The organism is Salmonella enterica subsp. arizonae, assembly GCF_008692845.1.
Taxonomy (GTDB): domain Bacteria; phylum Pseudomonadota; class Gammaproteobacteria; order Enterobacterales; family Enterobacteriaceae; genus Salmonella; species Salmonella arizonae.
In genome coordinates, this window is sequence record NZ_VXJW01000002.1 from 165,541 (window position 1) to 180,604 (window position 15,064).

The window sequence follows — 15,064 nt, forward strand, 5'->3', positions numbered from 1 at the left end:
AAATGAATAGCGTCAATAAGTTCTTAATAATTTTTCAAGTTAATCTAACTTAATCAGAAAAAGTTCCCGCGATTTATTAAACGGTATCTTTAATACTTCAGGAAAATAATGCCGATACTCTTATTGTTAAAATAGCTTTTTTATTCTGTCATTAAACAAGCTATCTGTGTCGGCGATACATCTGAGGAGACATGTGATAGGTGGCATGAAAAACACGGCAAAAGTAACTGGTTTGCGCATATTGCAACTTTCTGGCGATATGATCGATTGTCTGATCGGTATTACGCAGTAACTCACCGGCGCGGTGCATTCTTCTTTGATTAACCCAGGTTTTAAAATTTATGCCCTGCCGTTTTTTAAAGAAACGGCTAAAATAGTTCGCGCTCAGGCAAACATGCGCGGCCACAGAGTCAAGCGTCAGTTTGCTATAGAGGTTAGCCTCAATATAGCGTAATACTGCAATACGTTTTTTTTCATGGCGGGAAAGAGAATAATCCGTCTCCGATGAGGTCAACAGGTTTTCCACTAAAATAGTATCGGTATTTGATGTAAAAGAGTTAACCATAAAACTGAGTAAATTTACTGCCGCCGCCAAACGGTTATTATCAATGACCTTTAGACTCCACCATGCTTTTCTTAATGCAGTATCATTCTCCCATGGTTCAATATTCATCAAATCAATCGCTTTATATTCCTGATTTTTTACCCGTACCTTACCACAAACAATAAAACCACAAACCTGTTGATTCTCCACTAGCGGGACAGAGAAAAAACTTAACCCAGCATAACAGTTTAGGATCTGCGGTTTTGACGCAGATAAAGCGTGCCAGGCGCAATATCTGTCGCATTGCGGGCAATATTTCGCGTAATAATTATGGGCGCGCATCAGAGTACAAAATGGATTACAGGCGACATTTTCTGTCCCTGCATTTCCATTAATATCAACGATGAACGTGGTAAATTCAGTCGCAGCGGTAAAAAGCCTGGCGAGGGTATGAAAACGTAGTAAATAGCGTTTCTGACGACATGGCGGTGACATACGTTTCCCCCGGCAGTAAATCAATTAAAGCCAGTAATATGCAGCATTGTCTCTTAGGGAAAAATGATGCTTTTCGCAAAAAATAATACCTTTTAAACAAAACAATATGAATCACAGGCAAGATATCGCCATAAAAAAGGCCACCTTAAAGGTGGCCAACCATGTCGAAAACGGACATTTATCTGTTCCCACAGGAACAGCGGGTTTTTATTTTATAATTGCTTTCAGCGCTTCGCCGATATCGGCCAAGCTGCGAACGGTTTTCACGCCTGCGGCTTCCAGCGCGGCGAATTTTTCATCCGCAGTGCCTTTGCCGCCAGCAATGATGGCGCCTGCGTGGCCCATACGTTTGCCTTTCGGCGCGGTCACCCCGGCGATGTAGCCGACAACCGGTTTGGTCACATGATCTTTGATATAAGCAGCCGCTTCTTCTTCCGCGCTACCGCCGATCTCACCGATCATCACAATCGCTTCAGTCTGCGGATCCTCCTGGAAAAGCTTCAGGATATCGATAAAGTTAGAGCCTGGGATCGGGTCGCCGCCGATACCCACACAGGTGGACTGACCGAAGCCGTAGTCGGTAGTCTGCTTAACCGCTTCATAGGTCAACGTACCGGAGCGGGAAACAATGCCCACTTTGCCCGGCTTATGAATGTGGCCCGGCATAATGCCGATTTTACATTCGCCTGGAGTTATAACACCTGGGCAGTTCGGCCCGATCATACGCACACCAGCTTCATCCAGCTTCACCTTCACCGTCAGCATATCCAGCGTCGGAATACCTTCGGTAATGGTGATAATCAGTTTAATGCCCGCATCAATGGCTTCCAGAATGGAGTCTTTGCAGAACGGCGCCGGAACGTAGATAACGGATGCGGTTGCGCCCGTCGCATCTACTGCTTCACGCACGGTGTTGAACACCGGCAGGCCCAGATGCGTGGTGCCGCCTTTACCTGGCGTCACGCCGCCGACCATTTGCGTACCGTAAGCGATCGCCTGTTCGGAGTGGAACGTCCCCTGGCTACCGGTGAAGCCCTGGCAGATAACCTTGGTGTCTTTATTAATTAAAACGGACATTATTTCCCCTCCACTGCGGCAACAACCTGCTGAGCTGCATCCGTAAGACTTTTCGCTGCAATAATATTCAGGCCGCTGTCAGCCAGTTTTTTCGCGCCGAGTTCGGCGTTGTTGCCTTCCAGACGAACGACAACCGGGACATTAACGCCCACCTCTTCCACTGCGCCGATGATACCGTCAGCGATCAGATCACAGCGCACGATACCGCCGAAGATGTTAACCAGAACCGCTTTCACGTTGTCATCAGAGAGGATGATTTTGAACGCTTCGGTGACACGCTCTTTGGTTGCGCCGCCGCCAACGTCAAGGAAGTTAGCTGGTTCGCCGCCGTGCAGCTTAACGATGTCCATCGTGCCCATCGCCAGACCTGCGCCGTTCACCATGCAGCCGATATTGCCATCGAGCGCCACATAGTTCAGTTCCCACTGCGCCGCCTGCGCTTCACGCGGATCTTCCTGAGACTGGTCGCGCATTTCACGTAGATCCGGCTGGCGGAACAGCGCGTTGCCGTCAGCGCCCAGTTTACCGTCGAGGCAAATCAGATCGCCCTGTTTGGTTATGACCAGCGGGTTGATTTCGATAAGCGCCAGATCGCGCTCCAGGAAGATAGTCGCCAGGCCCATGAAGATTTTGGTGAACTGCTGCACCAGTTTGCCTTCCAGACCCAGTTTAAACGCCAGCTCACGTCCCTGATACGGCATCGGGCCGGTCAGCGGATCGAGCGCGACTTTATGGATCAGGTGCGGGGTTTCTTCCGCCACTTTCTCAATTTCCACGCCGCCTTCGGTGGAGGCCATAAAAACCACGCGACGGGAACTACGGTCAACGACCGCGCCGAGATACAGCTCTTTGCCGATATCAGTCGCCGCTTCAACCAGAATCTGGTTGACCGGTTGACCATTGGCGTCTGTTTGATAGGTCACCAGACGCTTGCCCAGCCAGTTTTCCGCAAAGGCGCGAATGTCCTCTTTGCTGTTTACCACCTTCACACCGCCCGCTTTGCCGCGGCCCCCTGCGTGAACCTGACATTTCACTACCCACGGGCCGGCGCCGATTTTAGACGCGGCTTCTTCGGCTTCACGCGGAGTAGTACAGGCATAACCCACCGGCGCCGGTAAGCCATAACGGGCAAAAAGTTGTTTTGCCTGATATTCATGTAAGTTCATGTGTTCTGTCCATCCTTCAGGTAATCGTTATCTTAAACCTGTAGGCCGGATAAGGCGTTTACGCCGCCATACGGCAATGATGCACCGCCTGATGGCGACGCCTCGGCGTCTTATCAGACCTACAGGGCAGGTGATGCTCTTGTTGACTACACGTCCAGCAGCAGACGGGTCGGATCTTCCAGCAGCTCTTTGATAGTGACCAGGAAGCCCACGGATTCGCGACCATCGATCAGGCGATGATCGTAAGAAAGCGCCAAGTACATCATCGGCAGAATTTCCACCTTGCCGTCTATCGCCATCGGCCTGTCTTTAATGGCGTGCATTCCCAGGATCGCGCTCTGCGGCGGGTTGATGATCGGGGTAGACATCAGCGAACCAAATACGCCGCCGTTGGTAATGGTAAAGTTACCGCCGGTCAGATCTTCTACAGTCAGCTTGCCGTCGCGGCCTTTGACGGCCAGTTCTTTAATTTTCTTCTCGATATCAGCCATGCCCAGCGTATCCACGTCACGCAGTACCGGCGTGACCAGGCCGCGCGGCGTAGAAACCGCCATGCTCACATCAAAGTAGTTGTGGTACACCACATCATCGCCGTCGATAGAGGCGTTCACTTCTGGATAACGCTTCAGCGCTTCAACCACCGCTTTCACGTAGAAGGACATAAAGCCCAAGCGGATGCCGTGACGTTTTTCAAACACTTCGCCGTACTGCTTACGCAGATCCATAATCGGCTTCATGTTGACCTCGTTGAACGTCGTCAGCATGGCGGTTGAGTTTTTCGCTTCCAGCAGACGCTCGGCCACACGCTTACGCAGGCGAGTCATCGGCACGCGTTTTTCCCCGCGAGCGCCAAGCGCTGGCTGCGCGGCAGGCGCGGTTTCCGGTGCTTTAGACTCGTCTTTCGCTGGCGCTTTCGCCAGATGTTTTTCCACATCTTCACGGGTAATACGACCGCCGACGCCAGTACCTTTAATGGCGCTGGCTTCCAGATTGTGTTCAGCCAGTAGGCGACGGATTGCCGGGCTGAGCGCATCATTGTTTTGTTCTTCCAGCGACGCCTGCTGGCGCTGTGCCGGGGTAGACGCTTTCTCTTCGGATTTCGCGCTGGTCTCTTTACCCGCGCTATTGCCTTCACGCAGGCGACCGAGGATCTGGCGAGAGGTTACAGTAGTCCCCTCCTCTTCCAGAACCGCATCCAGAATGCCGTCCGCTGATGCCGGTACTTCCAGTACCACTTTGTCAGTTTCGATTTCTACCAGCACTTCGTCACGGACAACCGCATCGCCCGGTTTTTTATGCCAGGTGGCGACGGTTGCGTCCGCTACGGACTCAGGCAGGTCGGGAACAAGAATATCTACGCTACTCATTATTTATCCTTTATTTAATCGACGTTCAGCGCGTCATTAACCAGATCTTGTTGCTGTTTCTGGTGAACGGACATATACCCTACCGCCGGTGAGGCGGAGGCCGGGCGACCTGCGTAACGCAGAGCGGCCCCAAATGGAACTACTTCACGGAAATGATGCTGGCTGCAGTACCACGCGCCCTGATTAAGCGGCTCTTCCTGGCACCAGACAAAATCATGTACGTGAGCATAAGGCTGCAGCGCTTCCTGCACCGCTTTATGCGGGAACGGATAGAGCTGTTCGATGCGCACGATAGCGACATCTTTCTGATCGTTTTTACGCCGTTGTTCCAGTAGATCGTAATAAACCTTACCAGAACACATTACCACGCGTTTCACGGCTTTAGGGTCCAGCTCGTCAATTTCGCCAATGGCTGGCTGGAAGGCGCCGTTCGCCAGTTCATCAAGCGTAGAGACCGCCAGCGGGTGACGCAGTAGCGATTTTGGCGACATTACCACCAACGGACGGCGCATCCCGCGCAGCGCCTGACGACGCAACATATGGTAGACCTGCGCCGGAGTAGACGGCACGCAAACCTGCATGTTTTGCTCGGCGCAAAGTTGCAGGTAACGCTCCAGACGCGCGGAGGAGTGCTCCGGTCCCTGCCCTTCGTAACCGTGCGGCAACAGCATCACCAGACCGCACATCCGGCCCCATTTCTGCTCGCCGGAGGAGATGAACTGGTCGATAACCACCTGTGCGCCATTGGCGAAGTCGCCAAACTGCGCTTCCCAGATGGTCAGAGTACGTGGTTCCGCCGTGGCATAACCGTATTCAAAGGCCAGCACCGCTTCTTCAGACAGCACGGAGTCCCAGACTTTAAACTGTCCCTGACCGCTGTGAATATGCTGCAACGGCGTATATGTTGAGCCGTTCGTCTGATTGTGAATCACCGCATGACGATGGAAGAAGGTGCCGCGACCGGAGTCTTCCCCGGACAGGCGTACCGGAATACCCTCATCAACCAGCGTGGCGTAAGCCAGATTTTCCGCGCCGCCCCAGTCAAATAATTTCTCGCCTGCTGCCATCGCCTGACGGTCGCCGTAGATTTTCGCCACACGAGACTGCATTTCAATGGCTTCCGGCACGGTGCTGATACGTTTAGCCAGCTCCTGCAGACGCTTCATCTCAACTTTGTTCGGGTAGTTTTCGTCCCACTCGTGGTTGAGATACGGCGACCAGGTAAAGGAGTGCATGTTCATCGGACGCCACTCTTTCACTACACACTCACCGGCATCCAGCGCATCGCGGTAAAGATTGACCATTTCGGTGGCGTCTTCCAGCGTTGCCACTTTATCGGCTTCCAGTTTGTCGGCGTAGATTTTACGCGGCGTCGGATGCTTTTTGATTTTCTGGTACATCAGCGGCTGAGTTGCGCTCGGCTCGTCGGCTTCGTTGTGGCCGTGACGGCGGTAGCATACCAGGTCGATGAACACATCACGTTTAAAGGTGTTACGGAAATCCAGCGCCAGACGGGTCACAAAAGCGACGGCTTCCGGATCGTCCGCGTTGACGTGGAAAATAGGCGCCTGAACCATTTTGCCAATATCGGTACAGTAAGGCGTTGAACGCGCATCCAGCGGGTTGGAGGTGGTAAAGCCGACCTGGTTGTTGATAACGATACGTACCGTACCGCCCACTTCGTAACCGCGCGCTTTCGACATGTTCAGCGTTTCCTGAACCACGCCCTGGCCGGTGACTGCCGCATCGCCATGAATGGTGATGGGTAACACTTTGTTGCTGCTCGGTTCGTCCAGTCTATCCAGACGCGCACGCACAGATCCCATCACCACCGGGCTCACGATTTCCAGGTGCGATGGGTTAAACGCCAGCGCCAGGTGAACCAGACCGCCTTCCGTTTCGATATCTGACGAGAAGCCCATGTGGTACTTCACATCGCCGGTGCCAAGATGTTCTTTATGCTTACCGGCAAACTCGTCGAACAGATCCTGCGGTTTTTTACCCAGTACGTTGATCAGTACGTTCAGGCGACCGCGGTGCGCCATACCTAGCACCACTTCGCGAGTGCCGCTATTACCCGCATGGCGAACCATCTCTTTCAGCATCGGGATTAACGCGTCGCCGCCTTCCAGCGAGAAACGTTTCGCACCGGGGAATTTAGCGCCCAGGTAACGTTCCAGCCCTTCGGCGGCGGTCAGTTCGTTCAGGAAGCGTTTTTTCTCGTCAGCGCTGAAGGCCGCGCGACCGGATTCGATGCGCTGTTGGATCCAGCGTTTCTCTTCGGTGCTGGTGATGTGCATATACTCCGCGCCAATCGGGCCGCAGTAGGTCTGTTTGAGCGCGTCAAGCAGCTCACCCAGCTTCATTGTCTCTTTGCCGCTGGCAAAAGAGCCGACATTGAAGGTTTCCTGGAAATCGGCCTCGGTCAAATCATGGAAAGAGGGGTCCAGATCCGCCACTCTTTCTTGTTTCCACAGTCCCAGCGGATCGAGGTTTGCATGCTGATGACCACGGAAACGATAAGCGTTGATAAGCTGCAGGACTTTAACCTGCTTCACATTAGTGTCAGGGTCGGAAATCGTAGAAGAGTAACGTGAGCCAGCCAACGCCTGCCGCCGGAAATATTCACGTGTTTTTGAATGGAGTTGATCCGGTTTGACTCCGGTACCAGGTAACTGCTGGAACGTTAAACGCCAGTTAGCGTCTACCGAGTCAGGATCGGTTAAGAAGTCTTCATAGAGCTGTTCTATCCAGCTCTGATTCGAACCAGAGAGGTAAGAAGAGTCCAACCAGGCTTTCAAAGCGCTGTTCTGCATCGTGATCCCTTAAGCATTCGTATGCTTACTTCACCGTGGATACTAACCACGCATACGACGTATGCGTGCCGGGGTTCACTTGTTGCGGACTGTCGTGTCATCTGCGTCCGCTAAGGAACCTTTAAAAACTGTCTAATCATGTGGCAGTTTTTAGAGGTTTCCTGCACGACCGGGGAATCTCTTCCCCGGCAACTACAACTACTTATGCGCTACGCTGCAACAGCATCGACTTAATATGGCCGATAGCGCGCGTCGGGTTCAGTCCCTTAGGACATACACTGACGCAGTTCATAATACTGTGACAGCGGAATACGCTGAATGCATCGCTCATCCCTTCCAGACGACTGTCGGTCTCGGTATCACGGCTATCGATCAGGAATCGATACGCCGCGAGCAGCCCCGCCGGACCGATAAACTTATCTGGGTTCCACCAGAATGACGGGCAGGATGTTGAGCAACAGGCGCAAAGAATACATTCATACAGCCCATCAAGTTTTTCACGCTGCTCCGGCATCTGCAAATGCTCGCGAGCCGGTGGATTTTGCCCATTATTCAATAAGTAAGGCTTAATCTTCTCATATTGTGCGTAGAATTGCCCCATGTCTACCACCAAATCGCGGATGACCGGCAAACCGGGTAGCGGGCGAATCACAATCTTCTTACCTGGATGATGCAGCGCCGAAATCGGGGTGATACAGGCCAGACCATTCTTACCGTTCATATTCAAGCCATCGGAACCACACACACCTTCGCGGCAGGAACGGCGGAAAGACAGACTGGGATCTTTTTCTTTAAGCTGGATTAACGCATCCAGCAGCATCATGTCACGCCCTTCTTCGCCTTCCAGGGTGTAATCCTGCATACGCGGAGCGTTATCAACATCCGGGTTATAACGATAAATCGAAAATTCGAGTTTCATCATCCTGTCTCCGCAATTAATAAGTACGAATCTTCGGCGGGAACGCCGGACGCAGTTTAGGTTCCATATTGACGCTTCGGCGCGTCATGGATTCCGTTTGCGGTTGATACAGGGTATGACACAACCAGTTGGCATCATCACGCTCCGGGAAATCGAAGCGACTATGCGCGCCGCGGCTTTCCGTCCGGAAATTCGCGGATACAGCAGTGGCGTAGGCGGTTTCCATCAGGTTATCCAGCTCCAGACACTCAACACGCTGGGTATTAAACTCACTGGAAGTGTCATCCAGACGGGCGTTTTTCAGGCGCTCGCGGATCACTTTCAACTGCTCAAGCCCTTTCGCCATCGCATCGCCTTCACGGAATACGGAGAAGTTATGCTGCATACACTCCTGCAGCGCTTTGCGGATAGCCACCGGATCTTCGCCGTTGCGGTTGTTGTTCCAGCGATTCAGGCGCTCCAGAGAACCTTCAACATCGGACTCGCTGGCGTCGCGCAGCACGCCCTGCTCGGCGATGGATTCCTGCAAATGCAACCCCGCCGCGCGGCCAAAGACCACCAGGTCCAGCAGCGAGTTACCGCCCAGACGGTTGGCGCCGTGTACGGATACGCAGGCGATTTCACCCACCGCGAACAACCCCGGAATGACCACGTCTTCGCCCTGCTCGTTCACAGTCAGCGCCTGGCCGGTGACTTTGGTCGGAATACCGCCCATCATGTAGTGGCAGGTCGGGATAACCGGAATCGGCTCTTTCACCGGGTCAACGTGGGCGAAAGTACGGGACAGCTCCAGGATACCCGGCAGGCGGGATTCCAGCACCTCTTTACCCAGGTGATCCAGTTTCAGTTTAGCGTGCGGCCCCCACGGGCCGTCGCAGCCGCGGCCTTCACGGATTTCGATCATGATGGAACGCGCCACCACGTCACGACCCGCCAGGTCTTTGGCGTTCGGCGCATAACGCTCCATAAAGCGCTCGCCATGTTTGTTCAGCAAGTAACCGCCTTCGCCGCGGCAACCCTCTGTAACCAGAACGCCCGCCCCGGCGATACCGGTCGGGTGGAACTGCCACATTTCCATGTCCTGCACCGGGACACCGGCACGCAGCGCCATACCGACACCGTCGCCGGTGTTGATGTGGGCATTAGTGGTGGACTGGTAGATTCGCCCTGCGCCGCCGGTCGCCAGCACGGTCGCGCGGGCTTTAAAATAAACCACTTCGCCGGTTTCAATGCATAAAGCGGTACACCCCACCACCGCGCCATCCTGGTTTTTCACCAGATCCAGCGCATACCATTCGGAGAAAATCGTAGTGTGGTTTTTCAAATTCTGCTGATAGAGCGTATGTAGCAAGGCGTGACCGGTACGGTCAGCCGCCGCCGCGGTACGTGCCGCCTGCTCACCGCCGAAGTTCTTCGACTGGCCGCCGAACGGGCGCTGATAGATACGTCCATCATCAAGACGGGAGAACGGCAGCCCCATGTGCTCCAGCTCCAGAATCGCTTCCGGGCCGGTCTTACACATATATTCAATAGCGTCCTGGTCACCAATGTAATCCGACCCTTTTACGGTATCGTACATGTGCCATTCCCAGTTATCTTCATGGCTATTACCGAGCGCCACGGTGATGCCGCCCTGCGCGGAAACGGTATGCGATCGGGTTGGGAACACTTTAGACAGCAGCGCACAGGTTTGGCCGCTTTGGGAAATTTGCAGCGCCGCGCGCATACCCGCGCCGCCTGCGCCGATAACAACAGCATCAAATTCTCTGACTGGCAGTTTCATCACACACCCCACACCACAACAAATCCATAGATGACGTAAACCACCAGAGCAACAACGATAACGAGTTGCAGTAACAGGCGCACTGCCAGTGGTTTAACGTAGTCGGTCAACACCTGCCACATGCCGATCCAGGCATGAATCAAGATGGAAAAAAGCGCCAGCAGGGTGAAGACTTTGGTGAAGGCCGATGAGAAGAAACTGGTCCAGACTTCAAAGGTCAGCTCGCCGCTCGTGGCGAAAAAACCCACCATGTAGATGATGTATAACGTCAGAACGATAGCAGTAGCACGGACCAGGATGAAATCATGTACGCCATTGCGTCCTAATGCGGAGGCGTTGCTTACCATACGAGGACTCCTGCGAGAAGTGAAAGCACGACAGTGATAACAAAAGAGATTTTGGCAGAGCGTTGACCCGCTTCGAATGTTTCTTCCAGATAACCAAAATCCATTAACATGTGACGAATTCCAACGATGACGTGATACGCCAACGCGGTAAGGATGCCCCACATGATAAATTTAACGAGGAAGCCGTCCATGATGTCGGCGGCTTGCTGGAACCCTTCCGGGGAAGAGAGGCTGGTGCCCAGTAGCCACAGTAGTATGCCGACTGCGATGAAAGTAATCACACCGGATACGCGATGGAGAATGGACGCTATCGCTGTGATGGGGAACCGAATCGTTTGTAGATCCAGATTGACAGGTCTTTGTTTTTTCACATTTCTTATCATGAATAACGCCCACATGCTGTTCTTATTATTCCCTTAAGACTTCGGTTACAGAGGTGAATCTACCTGTAGCCAGAAAGACGACGGGATTTCCTTCCTCCGGTCTGCGTGCGGGTCAGACAGCGTCCTTTCTATAACTGCGCGTCATGTAAAATACTGCTTCCAGTAGCTAAAACGACACGTTACAACGCTGGGTGGCTCGGGATTGCAGGGTATTCCGGAGGCCTGGCGGCAGTATAGGACGTTCACAAAATCATTACAATTAACCTACATATAGTTTGTCGGGTTTTATCCTGAACAGTGACGCAGGTCACGATAACAACATTTTTTTAATTTTCAATCATCTGATTTGACAAACATTAAACAAAGTTGTTACAAACAACACCAGAAAAAGCATATAATGCGTAAAAGTTATGGGGTCACTCTTTCACCTGCTAATAAGTTATGCAACAGTGTGATGATATTGACCCATTCTTTCAGGACAGTTATTAGTGATAGACAGGTTACATTACCCGGATTGCTACGTTCCTGATTTGCTGCTAATTCGACATAAATCAAACCGTTACCTGCAAGCGCCCATTGCTCTGTACCCAGGTCATCCCCTCTTTCACAGAGCGGCGAGCCAAATAACAAACTGGTAACGGTTGATTGATGCATACACAGAATCTTTCATGCACTAACGACGAGGAAGATGACGTGGAGAAGGCAAGTCTGAGTTCCGGCAGTCTTAAGCAATAAGGCGCTAAGGAGACCGTAAATGGCTGATAAAAAGGCAAAAATCACCCTCACTGGTGACACTGCTATTGAACTGGATGTGCTAAAAGGTACACTCGGTCAAGATGTTATTGATATTCGTAGTCTCGGTTCAAAAGGAGTTTTCACTTTTGACCCTGGTTTCACCTCTACCGCATCCTGCGAATCTAAAATCACCTTCATCGACGGCGACGAAGGCATTTTACTGCATCGCGGTTTCCCGATTGACCAGCTTGCTACCGACTCCAACTATCTGGAAGTCTGTTACATCCTGCTGTACGGTGAAAAACCGACGCAGGAGGAGTATGACGAGTTCAGAACGACAGTCACCCGCCATACGATGATCCATGAGCAAATCACTCGCCTGTTCCACGCTTTCCGTCGCGATTCACATCCGATGGCGGTGATGTGCGGGATCACTGGCGCGCTAGCGGCGTTCTACCACGACTCGCTGGATGTGAATAATCCACGCCACCGTGAAATCGCGGCGTTCCGTCTGTTGTCCAAAATGCCGACAATGGCGGCAATGTGTTACAAATATTCAATCGGTCAGCCGTTTGTTTATCCGCGCAACGACCTTTCATACGCCGGTAACTTCCTGAACATGATGTTCTCCACGCCGTGTGAAACCTATGAAGTGAACCCGGTACTGGAACGCGCGATGGACCGTATTCTGATCCTGCACGCCGATCATGAGCAGAACGCCTCTACGTCAACGGTACGTACCGCAGGCTCAAGCGGCGCCAACCCGTTCGCCTGCATTGCCGCCGGGATCGCCTCTCTGTGGGGACCCGCGCACGGCGGCGCAAACGAAGCCGCGTTGAAAATGCTGGAAGAAATCAGCTCCGTTAAACACATTCCGGAATTTGTTCGTCGTGCGAAGGACAAGAATGATTCTTTCCGCCTGATGGGCTTCGGTCATCGTGTTTACAAAAACTACGATCCGCGCGCTACCGTGATGCGTGAAACCTGCCACGAAGTGCTGAAAGAACTGGGTACGAAAGACGATCTGCTGGAAGTGGCGATGGAGCTTGAGCACATTGCGCTGAACGACCCGTACTTTATTGAGAAGAAACTGTACCCGAACGTCGACTTCTATTCCGGTATTATTCTCAAGGCAATGGGTATTCCGTCTTCGATGTTCACCGTGATCTTCGCCATGGCGCGTACCGTCGGCTGGATAGCCCACTGGAATGAAATGCACAGCGAAGGCATGAAAATCGCCCGTCCTCGTCAGCTTTACACCGGCTACGAAAAGCGCGATTTTAAATCGGCGCTGAAGCGTTAATTGAAAACCGGATGGCGACACAACCATCGCCATCCGTTACATTTCCCCTTTTTTCTTATCCTCATTATTTTATTGTCATCCCGTACTCTCTATGATTAATTAAGGTTTCGCTAAATATCATCAGGGAGCATGGAATGCCGATTTTGCAGTGGTTTTTATTGTTCCTGTTATCGCTGCTTATTTCCCTTATTTTCCTCTGGCTGCATCTTCCGGCGGCGATGCTGCTCGGTCCGATGATTGCGGGTATCGTTTTTAGCTTACGGGGCTGTTCGCTGCAACTTCCGCGCGGTATTTTTCTCGCTGCGCAGGCTATTCTTGGCTGTATGATCGCCCAAAATCTAACCGGTTCGCTATTAACCACCCTTGCCCTCTACTGGCCGGTCGTGCTTCTCGTGTTGCTGATAACGTTGCTTTCCAGCGCTATAGTCGGCTGGCTTCTGGTGCGTTACAGCTCGTTGCCCGGCAATACCGGCGCATGGGGGTCTTCGCCTGGCGGCGCGGCGGCGATGGTAGCGATGGCGCAAGATTACGGTGCGGATATCCGATTAGTGGCGTTTATGCAGTATCTGCGGGTACTGTTTGTCGCTGGCGCTGCGGTGTTGGTGACACGCCTGATACTCGGCGATAGCGCGATAGCGGTCAGCCAGCAGAAGAGCTGGTTTCCGCCGCTTAGCGGTAATTTGTTGACGACGCTCCTGTTAGCGATTGTGGCGGGCATTGCCGGTCGTCTGATGCGTATCCCTTCCGGCACGATGCTGCTCCCGATGCTGGCAGGCGCGCTTCTCCATTCGCATGGCATTATTGAGATTGAATTACCCGAATGGTTGCTGGCCGTGGCCTATATGGCGATAGGCTGGCGTATCGGTCTGGGCTTCGACAAACAGATTTTTTTTATGGCGTTGCGTCCATTGCCGCAAATCTTATTTTCAATTTTCGCGCTGATGGCGATTTGCGCTGCGATGGCGTGGGGAATGGCCCGCTACATGCAGATTGATTTTATGACGGCTTATCTTGCCACCAGTCCCGGCGGTCTGGATACGGTTGCCGCGATCGCGGTCGGAAGCAGCGCCGATATGGCGCTAATCATGGCAATGCAAACCCTACGGCTGTTCAGCATTCTGTTAGCAGGTCCGACAGTGGCCCGTTTTATTTCAACCTATGCGCCAAAACAGAGCGCATAACGCTGATTATTTCTGGCAGTGGGGACACCAGTAAAACGGGCGTGAGGAAAGCGTTGTCTTTTCGATAATGCCGCCGCACCGCTCGCACGCTTCGCCATCCCGGTGGAACACCTTAAAGCGAAACTGCGCGCCATGATGCTTATTCTCATCCGTCTGGCCGCGCGTAGCGTAGGAAAGACGTGGAATATCCAACAGCGCGTGGGATAGCGTGTTCAGTTGCGCCTCGCTGAGATCTTTCGCTTTATGCTGCCCGGTTAATTCTGACTGCCAGAGGATTTCAACGCGCAGATAATTCCCCAGCCCTGCCAGAAAGGCCTGATCCAGCAGCAGCCCGGAGAATTGTCGGTTGCGAAAACGCGGCGACAGCAATCGAGCTTTAACCTCTTCCGGGGTAAGACGCGCGTCCAGCACATCCGGACCGACTCGCTGTAAAAAAGGGTGCGTCGTGAGCTGCTCTGCTGTCAGCATTTCGATATCAGACGCGCTGTAAAGCAGAATAGTTTTATCCGCTGTTTGTAGCCTGACGCGCAATATACGTGTGGTGTGCGGTATTTCACCGGTGTCGATCACCCGCCATACGCCATAAAGTTGGTTGTGACTGTAGAGCGTCAGGCCATTTGAAAAGTGGGTCAGTAACGCTTTTCCGCGCGTCTCTATCCGGGTAACCATTTGACCTGTAAGCTGCGATTCATATGGTTTTAACTGTGCAAAGGCAAACCAGACATCGGTTAAGAGTTTGCCTTTAATTGCCGCCTCCAGATGATCCGCCGCACGACGAATTTCCGGACCTTCAGGCATAATAATATCCTTTGTTAACAGATGAGTAGTGAGCTGTAGCGCTCACTATGACAGCATCGTCTTTCAGCTACAGCGCCGTCGCTATCGCTTTGATCATGTCTTTTTATCCGACAGCTTCTGCATCGCTCGGGAACAGTACTAAAATTCGCC

General features: G+C 52.6%; 13 protein-coding genes. 3 read left to right on the plus strand and 10 right to left on the minus strand.

All coding sequences use genetic code 11. From position 1 onward, the window contains the following. Positions 1 to 160: 160 nt before the first annotated feature. The 9 genes from F4V61_RS05390 to sdhC form a co-directional block, all read right to left on the minus strand. On the minus strand, positions 161 to 1,039 hold the full coding sequence (locus F4V61_RS05390; protein ID WP_065314578.1) for a PocR ligand-binding domain-containing protein: 879 nt from the start codon (positions 1,037 to 1,039) through the stop codon (positions 161 to 163). A 207-nt stretch (positions 1,040 to 1,246) separates the two neighbouring features. Continuing rightward, a complete protein-coding gene (sucD, locus tag F4V61_RS05395; RefSeq protein ID WP_000114629.1) occupies positions 1,247 to 2,116 on the minus strand; it encodes a succinate--CoA ligase subunit alpha in 870 nt (289 codons plus the stop codon). Further along, positions 2,116 to 3,282: an ADP-forming succinate--CoA ligase subunit beta gene (gene sucC, locus F4V61_RS05400; RefSeq protein ID WP_001048614.1), complete on the minus strand. Its 1,167-nt coding sequence runs from the start codon at positions 3,280 to 3,282 to the stop codon at positions 2,116 to 2,118. Before sucC ends, sucD begins: the two co-directional genes overlap by 1 nt. 146 nt (positions 3,283 to 3,428) lie before the next feature. Further along, positions 3,429 to 4,649, minus strand: a complete 1,221-nt coding sequence (odhB, locus tag F4V61_RS05405; RefSeq protein ID WP_000099851.1) for a 2-oxoglutarate dehydrogenase complex dihydrolipoyllysine-residue succinyltransferase — start codon at positions 4,647 to 4,649, stop codon at positions 3,429 to 3,431. Positions 4,650 to 4,663: 14 nt separating this feature from the next. After that, positions 4,664 to 7,465, minus strand: coding sequence for a 2-oxoglutarate dehydrogenase E1 component (gene sucA, locus F4V61_RS05410; protein WP_038396511.1), 2,802 nt, complete (start codon positions 7,463 to 7,465; stop codon positions 4,664 to 4,666). 202 nt (positions 7,466 to 7,667) lie between these two features. Then, positions 7,668 to 8,384 carry a succinate dehydrogenase iron-sulfur subunit SdhB gene (sdhB, locus tag F4V61_RS05415; RefSeq protein WP_024131958.1) on the minus strand — a complete coding sequence of 239 codons (717 nt, stop codon included), beginning with the start codon at positions 8,382 to 8,384 and terminating at the stop codon, positions 7,668 to 7,670. Positions 8,385 to 8,400: 16 nt separating this feature from the next. Next, complete coding sequence (gene sdhA, locus F4V61_RS05420; RefSeq protein WP_000775512.1) at positions 8,401 to 10,167, minus strand: succinate dehydrogenase flavoprotein subunit; 1,767 nt, start codon at positions 10,165 to 10,167, stop codon at positions 8,401 to 8,403. Continuing rightward, positions 10,167 to 10,514, minus strand: a complete 348-nt coding sequence (gene sdhD / locus F4V61_RS05425; protein ID WP_000254358.1) for a succinate dehydrogenase membrane anchor subunit — start codon at positions 10,512 to 10,514, stop codon at positions 10,167 to 10,169. Before sdhD ends, sdhA begins: the two co-directional genes overlap by 1 nt. Next, entirely contained in the window at positions 10,508 to 10,912 is a 405-nt protein-coding gene (gene sdhC / locus F4V61_RS05430; protein WP_000263342.1) for a succinate dehydrogenase cytochrome b556 subunit, read from the minus strand. The genes sdhD and sdhC overlap by 7 nt, the downstream gene beginning before the upstream one ends. A 382-nt stretch (positions 10,913 to 11,294) precedes the next feature. On the opposite strand from sdhC, the gene F4V61_RS22765 reads away from it, so the two are divergent. The 3 genes from F4V61_RS22765 (at position 11,295) to F4V61_RS05440 (ending at position 14,116) form a co-directional block, all read left to right on the plus strand. Further along, positions 11,295 to 11,426 carry a hypothetical protein gene (locus tag F4V61_RS22765; RefSeq protein ID WP_430624689.1) on the plus strand — a complete coding sequence of 44 codons (132 nt, stop codon included), beginning with the start codon at positions 11,295 to 11,297 and terminating at the stop codon, positions 11,424 to 11,426. A 225-nt stretch (positions 11,427 to 11,651) separates the two neighbouring features. Beyond that, positions 11,652 to 12,935: a citrate synthase gene (locus tag F4V61_RS05435; protein WP_000763926.1), complete on the plus strand. Its 1,284-nt coding sequence runs from the start codon at positions 11,652 to 11,654 to the stop codon at positions 12,933 to 12,935. A gap of 134 nt (positions 12,936 to 13,069) precedes the next feature. Continuing rightward, positions 13,070 to 14,116 (plus strand): AbrB family transcriptional regulator, encoded by a 1,047-nt coding sequence (locus F4V61_RS05440; protein WP_079827867.1) that lies wholly within the window; start codon positions 13,070 to 13,072, stop codon positions 14,114 to 14,116. 6 nt (positions 14,117 to 14,122) lie between these two features. Here F4V61_RS05440 and nei read toward each other — a convergent pair whose 3' ends face one another. Next, on the minus strand, positions 14,123 to 14,914 hold the full coding sequence (gene nei, locus F4V61_RS05445; protein ID WP_001113954.1) for an endonuclease VIII: 792 nt from the start codon (positions 14,912 to 14,914) through the stop codon (positions 14,123 to 14,125). Positions 14,915 to 15,064 lie beyond the last annotated feature (150 nt).

Excerpts from the sequence above, each read along its gene's own strand:
- sdhC (WP_000263342.1), bottom strand. The coding sequence starts at position 10,912 with ATGTGGGCGTTATTCATGATAAGAAATGTGAAAAAACAAAGACCTGTC.
- F4V61_RS05390 (WP_065314578.1), bottom strand. The coding sequence starts at position 1,039 with ATGTCACCGCCATGTCGTCAGAAACGCTATTTACTACGTTTTCATACC.
- nei (WP_001113954.1), bottom strand. The coding sequence starts at position 14,914 with ATGCCTGAAGGTCCGGAAATTCGTCGTGCGGCGGATCATCTGGAGGCG.
- F4V61_RS05435 (WP_000763926.1), top strand. The coding sequence starts at position 11,652 with ATGGCTGATAAAAAGGCAAAAATCACCCTCACTGGTGACACTGCTATT.
- sucD (WP_000114629.1), bottom strand. The coding sequence starts at position 2,116 with ATGTCCGTTTTAATTAATAAAGACACCAAGGTTATCTGCCAGGGCTTC.
- sucA (WP_038396511.1), bottom strand. The coding sequence starts at position 7,465 with ATGCAGAACAGCGCTTTGAAAGCCTGGTTGGACTCTTCTTACCTCTCT.
- odhB (WP_000099851.1), bottom strand. The coding sequence starts at position 4,649 with ATGAGTAGCGTAGATATTCTTGTTCCCGACCTGCCTGAGTCCGTAGCG.
- sucC (WP_001048614.1), bottom strand. The coding sequence starts at position 3,282 with ATGAACTTACATGAATATCAGGCAAAACAACTTTTTGCCCGTTATGGC.
- F4V61_RS22765 (WP_430624689.1), top strand. The coding sequence starts at position 11,295 with ATGCGTAAAAGTTATGGGGTCACTCTTTCACCTGCTAATAAGTTATGC.
- sdhD (WP_000254358.1), bottom strand. The coding sequence starts at position 10,514 with ATGGTAAGCAACGCCTCCGCATTAGGACGCAATGGCGTACATGATTTC.
- F4V61_RS05440 (WP_079827867.1), top strand. The coding sequence starts at position 13,070 with ATGCCGATTTTGCAGTGGTTTTTATTGTTCCTGTTATCGCTGCTTATT.
- sdhB (WP_024131958.1), bottom strand. The coding sequence starts at position 8,384 with ATGAAACTCGAATTTTCGATTTATCGTTATAACCCGGATGTTGATAAC.
- sdhA (WP_000775512.1), bottom strand. The coding sequence starts at position 10,167 with ATGAAACTGCCAGTCAGAGAATTTGATGCTGTTGTTATCGGCGCAGGC.